This window comes from Streptomyces caeruleatus, assembly GCF_001514235.1.
GTDB lineage: Bacteria > Actinomycetota > Actinomycetes > Streptomycetales > Streptomycetaceae > Streptomyces > Streptomyces caeruleatus.
Genome location: NZ_KQ948945.1, coordinates 56291 through 70571 on the forward strand (window position 1 = coordinate 56291; position 14281 = coordinate 70571).

Genomic DNA, 14281 nt, shown 5'->3' on the forward strand with positions numbered 1-14281 from the left:
CTTCTCCTATCGTCATCCGAATGCGCCAGTACTCCCCCGATCTGACCCCGCCCTGGAAGAAGCCCAAGCCGGCCCCCGAGGTCCCGGCGGACCCGGGTCTGGTGGTGGAGGAGCCGGGCACGGGTTTCTGCGGCGCGGTGATCCGCTGCGAGGCGGGCACGGTGACGCTGGAGGACCGCTTCGGCAAGCATCGGGTGTTCCCGCTGGAGCCGCGCGGGTTCCTGCTGGAGGGCAAGGTGGTGACACTCGTACGCCCGTCGAGCGCGGCTCCGGTCCGGCCCACCCGCACGGCCTCCGGTTCGGTCGCCGTCCCCGGCGCACGCGCACGCGTGGCCCGCGCCGGCCGTATCTACGTCGAGGGCCGCCACGACGCCGAGCTGGTCGAGAAGGTCTGGGGCGACGACCTGCGTATCGAGGGCGTCGTCGTGGAGTACCTGGAGGGCGTCGACGACCTGCCGTCGATCGTGACCGAATTCGCACCCGGTCCGGACGCCCGGCTGGGGATCCTGGTGGACCACCTCGTGCCCGGCACGAAGGAGTGGCGGATCGCCGAGTCGGTGACCAGTGAGCACGCCCTGGTCGTGGGCCACCCGTACATCGACATCTGGGAGGCGGTGAAGCCGTCGTCACTGGGAATCGCCGGGTGGCCGAAGGTCCCGCGCGGGCAGGACTGGAAGACGGGCGTGTGCCGGGCGCTGGGGTGGCCGTCGGAGAACACCGGGGCGGTGTGGCAGGCGATTCTGCAGCGGGTGGGGTCTTACAAGGACCTGGAGCCGGAGTTGCTGGGGAAGGTGGAGGAGTTGATCGACTTCGTTACGGGTAGCGGTGGGGCCTGACGTTGGGGAAGGTTCCGAACTCGGTGGTGTCGAGTTCGAGCCCGAGTTCCTCCACCGGCAGGGGCGCCCCGAACTTGGTGACCTGTTGCCGCTGGTAATCGGCGTTGTCTCCCCTCCCGACAGGCCTCGTCAGCAGGACGCACTGCGCCATGACCGGATCCACAATGAGGTAGACGGGCACCTTGCCGGCAGCGTAGATGGACCGCTTGATCTCGTAATCCCGTTGGACGCTGGTCTTGGAGACCACCTCGACAACCATCGTGCTCAGCGAGGACGGCAGCAGGCGACCCGAGGCGGGCCTGGCTTCGCGCTCAAGAACCACCAAGTCCGGCACTGGCTCACTGGCCTCATCGAGAATGTCGACGTCCTGGGTCTGTAGGCGAGACCACCGCTTACGTGGGATCTGGTCCAGCACATCTTCCACGATCATGTTGTGCACAAGATCAGGGCTGGCCATCATCACGATTTCCCCCCGGAGAAGCTCGACCTTGACGCCCTCGGGAGGCTCAAGCTCCTCGAAGTACTTGGTCATCCCACGCTCGTCCACAGCGGTCATCTCCGTGGCCCTCCACATCCGCCGCGTCCTTTTAGCGGCAGCCTACGAATCAGGTTAGGGACCGAACCGACGTTCCGCACCGATTCACACGTCCGAGTGATCAGTCCACCAAATCCCTGACCACCGCATCCGCCAACAACCGCCCCCGCAACGTCAGCACCGCACGCCCCTCCGCATACGCCCCCTCCTGAAGCAGCCCCTCCCCCAGCGCCCGCCGAGAAGCCGCCAGCCCCGCCTCCCGCAGCAACCCCAGCGGCACCCCCTCCCGAAGCCGCAGCTCCAGCAGGATCCGCTCGACCCGCCTGTCCTCCTCGGACAGCAGCTCCCGCCCGGCCCCCGGCGACTTCCCCGCCGCCAGCGCCCCCGCGTACGCCCCCGGATGCTTCACGTTCCACCAGCGCACCCCGCCCACGTGCGAGTGGGCTCCCGGCCCCGCGCCCCACCAGTCGGCGCCGCGCCAGTACAGCTCGTTGTGGAGGCAGCGGGCGGCCTGGGAGGTGGCCCAGTTGGAGACCTCGTACCAGTCGAAACCGGCCGCCGCGAACATCTCCTCGGCGATGAGATACCGGTCCGCGTGGACGTCGTCGTCCGTCATCGGGACCTCGCCGCGGCGGATCCGGCGGGCCAGTTGGGTGCCCTCCTCGACGATCAGGGCGTACGCCGACACATGGTCCGGCCCGGCGCCGATCGCCGCGTCCAGCGAGGCCCGCCAGTCGTCGTCCGACTCCCCCGGTGTGCCGTAGATCAGGTCCAGGTTCACATGCTCGAAGCCCGCCGCGCGCGCCTCCGCGACGCAGGCCTCGGGGCGGCCGGGGGTGTGGGTGCGGTCGAGGATCTTCAGTACGTGCTGTTTGGCGCTCTGCATGCCGAAGGAGATCCGGTTGAAGCCGCCCTCGCGGAGCGTGGCCAGATACGCCGGGTCGACGGACTCCGGGTTGGCCTCCGTGGTGATCTCCGCGTCCGGCGCCAATCCGAACTCGTCGCGGATCGCCCGCAGCATCCGTACGAGATCATCGGCGGCCAGCAGCGTCGGCGTACCGCCGCCGACGAAGACCGTGCGGACCTCGCGCGGGTCGTCGCCGAGGACCTTGCGGGCGAGGCGGATCTCGTCGACGAGGCTCTCGGCGTAGTTGTCGCGGGAGGCCAGAACCCCGCCCGTGCCGCGCAGCTCGGTCGCGGTGTAGGTGTTGAAGTCGCAGTAGCCGCAGCGGGTCGCGCAGTACGGGACGTGCAGGTAGAAGCCGAGGGGACGGTCGGCCGAGCCGGTGAGCGCGGACGCGGGGAGCGCGCCGTCGGCGGGGACGGGGTCGCCGTCGGGGAGTGCGGAGGGCATGTCCTCCATTCTCCCGTACCGCGCCGGTTACTCGGCCTGGAGCACCAGCAGCGCCAGATCGTCCTCCGGCGGGCGGCCGCTGAACTCGTGCACCAGCCTGCGGATGCGTTCCGCGATCAGCTGGGCGTTCAGCCCCGCACACCCGGCGAGGGCGGTCGCGAGGCCGTCGGCGTCGTCGAACTGGCGGGAGCCGCTGCGCCGCTCGGTCACCCCGTCGGTGACGCACAGCAGGGTGTCGCCGGAGCGCAGCTCGAAGGTCTCGGAGGTGTACGTCACGTCCTCGACGACCCCGAGGAGGGTCTGCGGGTGGGCGGCGGTGTGGACCTCGCCGCCCGAGCCCAGCAGCAGGGGCAGCGGGTGTCCGGCGGAGGCGAGGGTGCAGCGGACGCCGCCGTCGAAGGGGGTGAGCTCGCCGTAGAGGAGGGACAGGAAGCGGGTCTGGGGGCCGTCGCCGGGGGCGACCGGGCCGACGAGGGCGCGGGCGGCCGCGTCGGCGGCCTCCGTGGCGTCGTCGAGGAGGAGCTGGTTGAGCCGGTCGAGGACGTCGGCGACGCGGTAGCCCTCGCGGGCGAGGAGGCGCAGCCAGGGGCGGGCGATGCCGATCACCACGGCCGCCTCCGGCCCCTTGCCCTGGACGTCCCCGATGGCGAAGCACCAGCGGCCGTCGCCGGCCGGGAAGAGGTCGTAGAAGTCGCCGCTCGGCCCACCCTTGTCGCACGGCTCGTACACGAGGGCGCTGACCACCCCGGGGATCTCCGCGACCGCGCCGGGCAGCAGTCCGCGCTGCAGGACCCGGCTGATGGTGGCCTGCCGGGCGTACTGGCGGGCGGCGCCGATGGCGAGGGCCACCCGGCGGCTGAGATCCTCGACAAGCCCGGTGACCTCGTCGGGGAAGCGCATGAGGCCGGCCCGTCCGATGACCAGCGTGCCCAGCGGGCGGCCACCGGCGACCAGACGGTACGCGAGCGCCGTGCCGCGCACCCCGCGCGCCCCCAGCGCCTCGCCGGGCCAGGGGTAGACGGCGGGTCCGGTGCGGTGGGTGTCGGGCGGCAGCGGCGGCTCCTTCTCCAGGGCTCGGCGCAGCTCCTCGATGAGGTTCTCGGAGCCGTGCCAGACGCGGGCCAGCCGGGGCCCGGTGCCCGCGGTGCCGTCGACCGCCCAGCCGCCCTCGGCCTCGCCCGACCGGGGGTAGCCCCAGCGCCCGGCGACCTCGTCCTCCAGCCACACCGCGCACCAGTCCGCGAGCCGCGGCACGATCAGCTGGCCGGCGAGCGCGGCGACCAGGTTCTCGTCGAGCTGTCCGGCGAGCAGGTCGGAGGCCTCGGCGAGGAAGGACAGGGCGCCCCGGTTGAGCCAGTCCCGGTCGCGCTCGGCGCGCTGGGGCTCGGGCGCGAGGATCTCGGCGACGCGCAGCCCGCGCTCCAGCGCACGCTCCTGCGCGTACGCCTCGATGTCGTCCCTGGCGGCCACGGGGTCCTCGGCGGGCAGCCGCGCCCACACCGTCTTGGAGCCGGTGCGATAGGTGACGCCCCAGGACTCGGCGAGCCGGGACACCAGCCGCAGGCCGCGGCCGTACTCCGGTGTCTCGTACGGCGCCTCGACCTCGCCGTCGCGCGGGGCGCGCGAGGGGTGGTGGTCCAGGACCTCCACGAGAAGGTCACCGCTCTCGTCCTCCAGGCGGCAGGCGAGCTCGACGTCGGTACCGGCGTGCACGACGGCGTTGGTGACGAGTTCGCTGACGACCACGACGGCGTCGTCGACGAGCCGGTCGCTGAGGTGTTCGGTGCCGGGGAGACCGGAGGCGGCCCATTCGGTGAGGGCGCTGCGTACGAGGGTGCGCGCGGAGCCCGGGGAGAGCGCGCTACCGGGGAGGGTGGTGCGGGTTTCCGCGCCCACGCCCCCGTGCACAGGCACACCAGAGGCACGGGTAACGGTCTCCCGTTGCGCCGGAATGGCCCCCATGGACAGCTCCCCGAACGGTTCGGACGAATACGCCTCAGTCGACGCGGACAGAGTGACAGACTGGCCACGCCCATAAGCACCGAGTTACCGAAGTGGGCCGCCATGAGTGAGAACCGTGCTACGCGTGTGCTCGAAGACGGACAGAAAGACGGTCAAATTCGAGCATCGGAACTGCGCCCGCTGCTCGCCGCGATGACCGCGGCCCGGGACGGCGACTTCCGCAGGCTCCCGGAGACCGGTGAGGGGGTGGCGGCCGAGCTGACGGCTGTCTTCAACCAGATCATGGACCGCAGCACCCACTTCAACGGTGAAGTGCAGCGGGTCAAAAGGGAGTTGGTGCGGCACGGCCGGCTGGACGAGCGGCTCTCCGCGAGCCCGGGTCAGGGCGACTGGACGACCCGCGTCAACGACGTCAACCAGGTGCTCGACGCCCTGGTGGCCCCGGCGGCGAACGCGACGCGCGTGCTGGACGCGGTGGCCGGCGGCGACCTCACCCAGCGCGTCGACCTGCACGACGGCAGCCGTCAGTTACGCGGTGACCTGCGCCGCCTCGGCCGTGCCGTGAACAAGATGGTCGACCAGCTCTCCCTGTTCACCGGCGAGGTCACCCGGGTGGCGCGCGAGGTCGGCACCGAGGGCCGGCTCGGCGGCCGGGCCAAGGTGCAGGGTCTGTCCGGAAGTTGGCGGGACGTGACCGAGGCCGTCAACACGATGGCGTCCCGGCTGACCGCCCAGGTCCGTGACATCGCCCTGGTGACCACGGCGGTGGCCCGCGGTGACCTGACCCGTACGGTCACCGTCGAGGCGACCGGCGAACTCCTCGAACTCAAACTGACCGTCAACACGATGGTCGACCAGCTCTCCGCCTTCGCCGACGAGGTGACGAGGGTCGCCCGCGAGGTCGGGACGGAAGGCCAGCTGGGTGGACGGGCCCAGGTCCGGGGCGTGTCCGGCGTCTGGAAGGACCTCACCGACAACGTCAACTTCATGGCGTCGAATCTGACCTCGCAGGTCCGCAACATCGCCCAGGTGACGACGGCCGTGGCGAACGGCGACCTGAGCCAGAAGATCACCGTCGACGCCCAGGGCGAGATCCTCGAACTCAAGTCGACCATCAACACGATGGTCGACCAGCTCTCCGCCTTCGCCGACGAGGTCACCCGCGTCGCCCGCGAGGTCGGCACCGAAGGCAACCTCGGCGGCCGGGCTCAGGTGCGGGGCGTGTCCGGCGTCTGGAAGGACCTCACCGACAACGTCAACTTCATGGCCGACAACCTGACCTCCCAGGTCCGCAACATCGCCCTCGTCTCCACCGCCGTGGCCCAGGGCGACCTCGGCAAGAAGATCACGGTCGAGGCGAAGGGCGAGATCCTGGAGCTGAAGTCGACGATCAACACGATGGTCGACCAGCTCTCCGCCTTCGCCGACGAGGTCACCCGCGTCGCCCGCGAGGTCGGCACCGAAGGCAACCTCGGCGGGCAGGCCCAGGTGCGCGGCGTCAGCGGCGTATGGAAGGACCTCACCGACAACGTCAACTTCATGGCGCTGAACCTGACTTCGCAGGTCCGCAACATCGCCCAGGTGACGACGGCCGTGGCGAACGGCGATCTGTCGAAGAAGATCACGGTCGACGCGCGCGGCGAGATCCTGGAGCTGAAGGACACCGTCAACACGATGGTGCAGCAGCTGCGCGCGTTCGCCGACGAGGTGACCCGGGTGGCCCGCGAGGTCGGCACGGACGGCCGGCTCGGCGGGCGGGCCCAGGTACTGGGCGTCTCCGGCGTCTGGCGGGACCTGACGGACAACGTCAACTACATGGCCGACAACCTCACCTCACAGGTGCGGAACATCGCCCAGGTCACCACGGCCGTCGCCAACGGCGACCTCTCCAAGAAGATCGACGTGGACGCGCGCGGCGAGATCCTGGAGCTGAAGACCGCCATCAACACGATGGTCGACACGCTCTCCTCCTTCTCCTCCGAGGTCACCCGCGTGGCCCGCGAGGTGGGTTCCGAGGGCCAGCTGGGCGGTCAGGCGCGGGTGGAGGGCGTGTACGGCACCTGGAAACGCCTGACGACCAACGTGAACGAGCTGGCGTCGAACCTGACCACGCAGGTCCGCGCCATCGCCGAGGTCGCCTCCGCCGTGGCCCAGGGCGACATGTCCCGCTCGATCACCGTGGAGACGCGTGGCGAGGTCGCCGAGCTGAAGGACAACATCAACCTGATGGTGGCCAACCTGCGCGAGACGACCCGCGCCAAGGACTGGCTGGAGTCCAACCTGGCCCGCCTGGCCGCCCTGATGCAGGGCCACCGCGATCTGATGGAGGTCGCCGACCTGCTGCTGCGCGAGCTGACGCCGCTGGTGAACGCCCAGTACGGCGCGTTCTTCCTGGCCGACCCGGACGAGGAGAGCGCCGCGCTGCGGACGACGGTCCCCGCGAAGGGACTGGCCTTCATCGCCGGATACGGCTCGGCGCAGGGCGCGACCGTCGAGACCGGCGGCCTCCCGGTGCACGGCCTGGTCCGGCAGGCGGCCCGCGAGAAGAAGCGGATCCTGGTCGAGGAGGCCCCGCCGGACTACATCAAGATCAACAGCGGGCTCGGCGAGGCGGCCCCCACCAGCGTCGTCATCATCCCGATCCTCTTCGAGGACAAGCTCCTCGGCGTCATCGAACTGGCCTCGTTCTCCCGCTTCTCCGACGTCCACCTCGCCTTCTTCGACCAGTTCGTGAACACCATCGCCGTCGCCATCAACACGATCATCGCCAACTCCCGTACGGAGTCCCTGCTCGGCGAGTCCCAGCGCCTGGCCATGCAGCTCCAGGAACGCTCGGACGAACTCCAGATGCAGCAGGCGGAACTGCAGCGCTCCAACGCCGAGCTGGAGGAGAAGGCGGCGCTGCTGGCGACCTCCTCCCAGTACAAGTCGGAGTTCCTGGCGAACATGTCGCACGAACTGCGCACCCCGCTGAACTCCCTGCTGATCCTGGCGAGGCTGCTGTCGGACAACCCGGACGGCCATCTCACCGACCAGGAGGTCCAGTTCGCGACGACGATCCACCGCTCGGGCTCGGACCTCCTCCAGCTGATCAACGACATCCTGGACCTGTCGAAGATCGAGGCCGGCCGGATGGACGTACGCCCGAAGAAGCTGCCGCTCATCAAGCTGCTGGACTACGTCCACGCCACGTTCCGCCCGCTCACCCTGGACCGGGGGCTCGCCTTCGAGGTGTCGGTCGGCGAGGACGTGCCGCGCGAGATGTACTCGGACGAGCAGCGCCTGCAGCAGATCCTGCGCAACCTCCTGTCCAACGCGATCAAGTTCACCGCGACGGGCCGGGTCGAGCTGCGGGTGAACCGGGTCAAGGACCCCGACCACCACTACGTCCGCGACGGCGACGAGGTGATCGCGTTCTCGGTGTCCGACACCGGCATCGGCATCGCGGCGGAGAAACTCCCGGTGATCTTCGAGGCGTTCCAGCAGGCCGACGGCACGACCAACCGCAAGTACGGCGGCACCGGCCTCGGCCTCTCCATCAGCCGCGAGATCGCGGGCCTGCTGGGCGGCCGTATCGTCGCCGAGAGCGAACCCGGCAAGGGTTCCACGTTCACGCTGTACGTCCCGGTCGTCAGCCCCGGCCACTCCGCCACCGGCCCGACGCCCGAGGACCGGGCTCTGCCGGTGCCGGAGCAGTTGTCGGCCGAGCCGTACCCGGCCGCGCACGACGCGGACGAGTCATGGCCGACGCCGACCAAGCTGGAGGCGTGGCAGACGGGCCGGGCGGGCCAGGTCCTCCCCGGCCGGCGGGTGCTGATAGTGGACGACGACATCCGCAACGTCTTCGCGCTCACCCATGTCCTCGGCCGGGTCGGCATGCCGGTCCTGTACGCGGAGAACGGACGCGAGGGCATCGAGACACTGGAGCGCAACCCGGACGTCGAACTCGTCCTGATGGACATCATGATGCCGGAGATGGACGGCTACGAGACGATCTCCGCCATCCGCCGCACCCCGCGCTGGACGGACCTCCCCATCGTCGCGCTGACCGCGAAGGCCATGCCCGGCGACCGGGAGAAGTCCATCGCGCGGGGCGCCAACGACTACGTGCCGAAACCGGTGGACGTGGATCAGCTGCTGACCGTCGTCTGCGACCTCCTGGACCCCGAGGTCGCGGAGCCGAAGAACACCGTAGGACCGGGACCGGACGCTTCCGAGGGGGAAGAGGTCCCGCCCACCATCACCGAATGAGGCCACTTCATCATGAGCGCTGAGGCAACGACCGACGAGCGGGCCGGCATCCTCCTGGTCGACGACATGGAGGACAACCTGATCGCGCTGGAGGCCGTCCTGGGGTCCCTCAACGAACCGCTCGTCCGCGCGCGTTCCGGCGAGGAGGCGATGAAGGCGCTGCTCCGGCAGCGCTTCGCCCTGGTCCTGCTCGATGTCCGCATGCCGGGCATGGACGGCTTCGAGACCGCCACCAACATCAAACGACTCGACCAGACCAAGGACGTCCCGATCATCTTCCTGACCGGCGCGGAGGACGAACCGGCCTACGCCTTCCGCGGCTACGCGACCGGCGCCGCGGACTACCTGACCAAGCCGTTCGACCCCTGGGTGTTACGCGCGAAGGTGACGGTGTTCCTGGACCTGTACCGCAAGAATCGCCAGCTGGAACGCCTACTGAGCCGGGAACACGGCCACAGCAAGGAGCTGAGCGCTCAGTTGGCAGCCCTGGAGACACAGCTCTCGCAGGACACGCCTCCGGACATGACGGACCTTCGCGCACGGGTCCATGAGATACGCCGACTCATCGTCTAGGGGCGCGCGTCCCCACCTTCAGGGGCGCGGGGAACTGCGCGACCAGCCACCACGAACCCGCAGCCGCAGCCGCAGCCGCAGCCGCCAACGGTCCCCCGCCCCCCTCTCCTACCGCGCTACGCCTCCCGCGTACCGGCGTACATCTCCTCGATCAGCCCCTTGTACTCCCGCTCCACAACCGGCCGCTTCAACTTCAGACTCGGCGTGATCTCCCCGTGCTCCACATCGAGATCCCGCGGCAGCAACCGGAACTTCTTGATCGTCTGCCACTTCTGCAGCCCGGCGTTGAGCTGCCGCACATACCCGTCGACCATCTCGACCGTGGCCGGCGCGGCGACGACCTCCGCGTACGACTTCCCGCCGAGCCCGTTCTCCTCGGCCCACGTCAGAATCGAGGGCTCGTCCAGCGCGATCAGCGCCGTGCAGAAGTTCCGGTCGGCCCCGTGCACCAGGATGTTGGAGACGTACGGGCACACCGCCTTGAACTGCCCCTCGACCTCGGCCGGTGCGATGTACTTGCCGCCCGAGGTTTTGATCAGGTCCTTCTTGCGGTCGGTGATGCGCAGGTACCCGTCGGGCGACAGCTCCCCGATGTCACCGGTGTGGAACCAGCCGTCGGACTCCAGCACCTCGGCGGTCTTGTCGGGCAGCCCGTGGTAGCCCTCCATGATGCCGGGGCCGCGCAGCAGGATCTCCCCGTCGTCCGCGATCCGCACCTCCGTGCCGGGCAGCGGCTTGCCGACCGTCCCGGTGCGGTAGGCCTCGCCCGGGTTCACGAAGGAGGCGGCGGAGGACTCGGTGAGCCCGTAGCCCTCCAGGATGTGGATGCCGGCGCCGGCGAAGAAGTAGCCGATCTCCGGGGAGAGCGCGGCGCTGCCGGACACACAGGCGCGCAGGTTGCCGCCGAAGGCCTCGCGGATCTTGGCGTAGACGAGCGTGTCGGCGACCTTGTGCTTGGCGGCGAGCCCGAAGGGCGCGGAGTGCGTGCCGGTGCGCCGGAAGTTGTCCTGGGTGACCTTGGCGTACTCGCGGGAGACCTCGGCGGCCCACTGGAAGATCTTGTACTTGGCGCCGCCGGCCGCGCGGGCCTTGGCGGCGACCCCGTTGTAGACCTTCTCGAAGATGCGCGGGACGGCCGCCATGTACGTCGGCTGTACGACCGGCAGATTCTCGATGATCTTGTCGACGCGGCCGTCTACGGCGGTGACGTGGCCGACCTCGATCTGTCCGGAGGTGAGGACCTTGCCGAAGACGTGCGCGAGCGGCAGCCACAGGTACTGCACGTCGTCCGGGCCGACCAGCCCGGTCGCGGCGATGGCCTTCGCCATGTACGACCAGTTGTCGTGCGGCAGCCGCACGCCCTTGGGGCGGCCGGTGGTGCCGGAGGTGTAGATCAGGGTGGCCAGCTGGTCCTTGGTGATCGCGCCGACCCGCTGCTTGACCAGCCCGGGCTCCTTCTCCAGCCGGGCCGCGCCGCGCTTCTCCAGCTCGTCGAGGGTGAGGATCCAGTCGGCGGTCTCGACGCCGGCCGGGTCGACCACGACGACATGGGTGAGGTTCGGCAGCTCGGCGCGCTTCTCCACCGCCTTGGCCAGCTGGGCCGCGTCCTCGGCGATCAGCACCCGGCTCTCGGAGTCGGAGAGGATGAACGCCGATTCCTCGGCGTTGGTCTGCGGATACACGGTGGTGGTGGCCGCGCCGGCGCACATGATGCCCAGGTCGGCCAGTATCCACTCGATCCGGGTCGAGGAGGCGAGGGCGACGCGCTGCTCGGGCTGGACGCCCAGCTCGATGAGTCCGGCCGCGATGGCGTAGACCCGCTCGGCGGCCTGCGCCCAGCTCAGCGACTTCCACTCGTCCGGGCCCTCGCCCGAGGCCGGTGCCACTGGATGGCGATACGCCTCGGCGTCCGGTGTGGCCGCCACACGCTCCAGGAAGAGGGTCGCCACGCTCGGCGGACGGTTCTCGATCAGTGTCTGTGTGTCGCTCACGACATCCTCCGGGGGCCCGCGACTGTGCGGCTGGCTCAACAGCCGGCTGGTGCGGCCGGCTCATTACGGCGGTCTTCACTCGCGTGCCGTTGTTTAACTCGCGAGTAACTATCGAGCAGGGATCAGAGTAAAGGTCGACCGGCCACCGCGTAAGGGTCCGAGGCCTGTCACTTCCACCAGAGAGTCACCCCAGGTACATGCAGGGGCTCGCCGCACTTGCGTACGACGAGCCCCTGTTGCACCGGTTTGCCGGGTCACCGCCCGTTACCAGCGGTTACTTCTTGCCCTTGCCCGACCCCGCGCTGTCATCGCTGGAGAGCACCGCGATGAAGGCCTCCTGCGGAACCTCCACGGAACCCACCATCTTCATCCGCTTCTTGCCTTCCTTCTGCTTCTCCAGCAGCTTGCGCTTACGGGAGATGTCACCGCCGTAGCACTTGGCGAGGACGTCCTTGCGGATGGCGCGGATGGTCTCGCGGGCGATGACCCGGGAGCCGATGGCGGCCTGGATGGGCACCTCGAAGGCCTGCCGCGGGATGAGCTCACGCAGCTTGGCGACGAGCCGCACACCGTAGGCGTAGGCCGCGTCCTTGTGCGTGATCGCGGAGAAGGCGTCCACCTTGTCGCCGTGCAGCAGGATGTCCACCTTGACCAGGGAGGACGTCTGCTCGCCGGTGGGCTCGTAGTCGAGCGAGGCGTAGCCACGGGTCTTGGACTTCAGCTGGTCGAAGAAGTCGAAGACGATCTCCGCGAGCGGGAGCGTGTAGCGGATCTCGACGCGGTCCTCGGAGAGGTAGTCCATGCCGAGGAGGGTGCCGCGCCGGGTCTGGCACAGCTCCATGATCGCCCCGATGAACTCGGAGGGAGCGAGGATCGTCGCGCGTACGACGGGCTCGTACACGTCGTTGATCTTGCCCTCGGGGAACTCGCTCGGGTTGGTGACGGTGTGCTCGCTGCCGTCCTCCATCACGACCCGGTAGACCACGTTGGGCGCGGTGGCGATCAGGTCGAGCCCGAACTCGCGCTCCAGCCGCTCACGGATCACGTCGAGGTGGAGGAGCCCCAGGAAGCCGACGCGGAAGCCGAAGCCGAGCGCGGCGGACGTCTCCGGCTCGTAGACCAGTGCGGCGTCGTTGAGCTGGAGCTTGTCCAGGGCCTCGCGCAGCTCGGGGTAGTCGGAGCCGTCCAGCGGATAGAGCCCGGAGAAGACCATCGGCTTCGGGTCCTTGTACCCGCCGAGGGCCTCCGTCGCGCCCTTCTGCTGGCTGGTGACGGTGTCACCGACCTTGGACTGGCGCACGTCCTTCACACCGGTGATGAGGTAGCCCACCTCACCGACGCCGAGGCCGTCGGCGCCCAGCATCTCGGGCGAGTTCGTCCCGATCTCCAGCAGCTCGTGGGTGGCGCCCGTCGACATCATCTTGATGCGCTCGCGCTTGTTGAGCTGGCCGTCGATGACACGGACGTAGGTGACCACGCCCCGGTAGGAGTCGTAGACGGAGTCGAAGATCATCGCGCGGGCCGGGGCGTCCTTGACGCCGACCGGTGCGGGGACCTCCTTGACCACCCGGTCGAGCAGGGCATCGACACCGAGACCGGTCTTGGCGGACACCCGCAGCACGTCGTCCGGGTCGCAGCCGACGAGGTTCGCGAGCTCCTCGGCGAACTTCTCGGGCTGCGCGGCCGGCAGGTCGATCTTGTTCAGCACCGGGATGATCGTGAGGTCGTTCTCCATCGCCAGGTAGAGGTTGGCGAGGGTCTGGGCCTCGATGCCCTGGGCGGCGTCGACGAGGAGGACGGTCCCCTCGCAGGCGGCGAGCGACCGCGAGACCTCGTAGGTGAAGTCGACGTGCCCCGGCGTGTCGATCATGTTGAGGATGTGCGTGTTGCCGGGTTCGTGGGTGGGAGCCCACGGCAGCCGCACCGCCTGGGACTTGATCGTGATGCCGCGCTCGCGCTCGATGTCCATCCGGTCGAGGTACTGAGCACGCATCTGCCGCTGCTCGACCACACCGGTCAGCTGGAGCATCCGGTCGGCGAGCGTGGACTTGCCGTGGTCGATGTGCGCGATGATGCAGAAATTGCGGATCAGAGCCGGGTCGGTACGGCTCGGCTCGGGCACATTGTTAGGGGTCGCGGGCACGCAGGGTCCTGTCTCTTGAGGCGCCTTATGCCTCGGGTCGGATCGATACGTAGGTTCCATGGTCCCACGGGCGGCGACCGGGGACCGTTTTGGGCCGTCCGCAGACCCACTGGTACTCTGGGTGGCTGTGTCTCATGCCCTCTCAGCGCGAGGCACATCCTCAAGAAATCACCTGGTACGGGACCCGGTCTCCGCGTGAGGCTCCTGGCCCCGTGCCTGAACCTGAAAAGGCTCATTCGTGGCGAACATCAAGTCCCAGATCAAGCGGATCAAGACCAACGAGAAGGCCCGGCTGCGCAACAAGGCCGTGAAGTCCTCCCTGAAGACCGCGATCCGCAAGGCCCGTGAGGCCGCTGCCGCGGGTGACGTCGAGAAGGCCACTGAGTACCAGCGCGCTGCCGCGCGTCAGCTCGACAAGGCCGTCTCCAAGGGCGTCATCCACAAGAACCAGGCCGCCAACAAGAAGTCGGCGCTTGCTTCGAAGGTCGCGACCCTCAAGGGCTGACACCTTTCTGATCTGACCGCCGGAGGGAATCGAGCGGGCCCTCTCTCATCCGCTCCCGTCCGGCACCCCGGATCCGCACGCGGCCTGCGTTCGCCACGCGGGTGCGGATCCAGCATCTCGATCCGAAGGCC

The 14281-nt window shown here is 69.2% G+C and carries 9 protein-coding genes; 4 read left to right on the top strand and 5 right to left on the bottom strand.

Annotated elements, in window-relative coordinates; genetic code table 11:
* The first annotated feature begins 20 nt into the window (after window positions 1–20).
* On the top strand, window positions 21–836 hold the full coding sequence (locus AQJ67_RS40740) for a DUF3097 domain-containing protein (RefSeq protein ID WP_062724590.1): 816 nt from the start codon (window positions 21–23) through the stop codon (window positions 834–836).
* On the opposite strand, the gene AQJ67_RS40745 is transcribed toward AQJ67_RS40740, so the two are convergent.
* From AQJ67_RS40745 to AQJ67_RS40755, 3 genes are all read right to left on the bottom strand, one after another.
* Window positions 814–1392 carry a Uma2 family endonuclease gene (locus AQJ67_RS40745; protein WP_079056506.1) on the bottom strand — a complete coding sequence of 193 codons (579 nt, stop codon included), beginning with the start codon at window positions 1390–1392 and terminating at the stop codon, window positions 814–816. The genes AQJ67_RS40740 and AQJ67_RS40745 overlap by 23 nt on opposite strands.
* Before the next feature lie 100 nt (window positions 1393–1492).
* Window positions 1493–2725: a radical SAM family heme chaperone HemW gene (gene hemW / locus AQJ67_RS40750; RefSeq protein ID WP_062724677.1), complete on the bottom strand. Its 1233-nt coding sequence runs from the start codon at window positions 2723–2725 to the stop codon at window positions 1493–1495.
* A gap of 27 nt (window positions 2726–2752) precedes the next feature.
* Window positions 2753–4687 (bottom strand): ATP-binding SpoIIE family protein phosphatase, encoded by a 1935-nt coding sequence (locus AQJ67_RS40755; protein WP_062724593.1) that lies wholly within the window; start codon window positions 4685–4687, stop codon window positions 2753–2755.
* A gap of 102 nt (window positions 4688–4789) precedes the next feature.
* Between AQJ67_RS40755 and AQJ67_RS40760 the strand changes: the two genes are divergently transcribed.
* Window positions 4790–8938, top strand: a complete 4149-nt coding sequence (locus tag AQJ67_RS40760) for a HAMP domain-containing protein (protein WP_062724595.1) — start codon at window positions 4790–4792, stop codon at window positions 8936–8938.
* 12 nt (window positions 8939–8950) lie between these two features.
* Window positions 8951–9511: a response regulator gene (locus tag AQJ67_RS40765; protein ID WP_062724597.1), complete on the top strand. Its 561-nt coding sequence runs from the start codon at window positions 8951–8953 to the stop codon at window positions 9509–9511.
* Between the two features lie 116 nt (window positions 9512–9627).
* On the opposite strand, the gene AQJ67_RS40770 is transcribed toward AQJ67_RS40765, so the two are convergent.
* A complete protein-coding gene (locus tag AQJ67_RS40770; RefSeq protein ID WP_062724599.1) occupies window positions 9628–11502 on the bottom strand; it encodes an AMP-dependent synthetase/ligase in 1875 nt (624 codons plus the stop codon).
* A 274-nt stretch (window positions 11503–11776) separates the two neighbouring features.
* Window positions 11777–13645: a translation elongation factor 4 gene (gene lepA, locus AQJ67_RS40775; RefSeq protein ID WP_062724601.1), complete on the bottom strand. Its 1869-nt coding sequence runs from the start codon at window positions 13643–13645 to the stop codon at window positions 11777–11779.
* 238 nt (window positions 13646–13883) lie between these two features.
* Between lepA and rpsT the strand changes: the two genes are divergently transcribed.
* Window positions 13884–14150 (top strand): 30S ribosomal protein S20, encoded by a 267-nt coding sequence (gene rpsT, locus AQJ67_RS40780; protein WP_053750780.1) that lies wholly within the window; start codon window positions 13884–13886, stop codon window positions 14148–14150.
* Window positions 14151–14281: the final 131 nt, after the last annotated feature.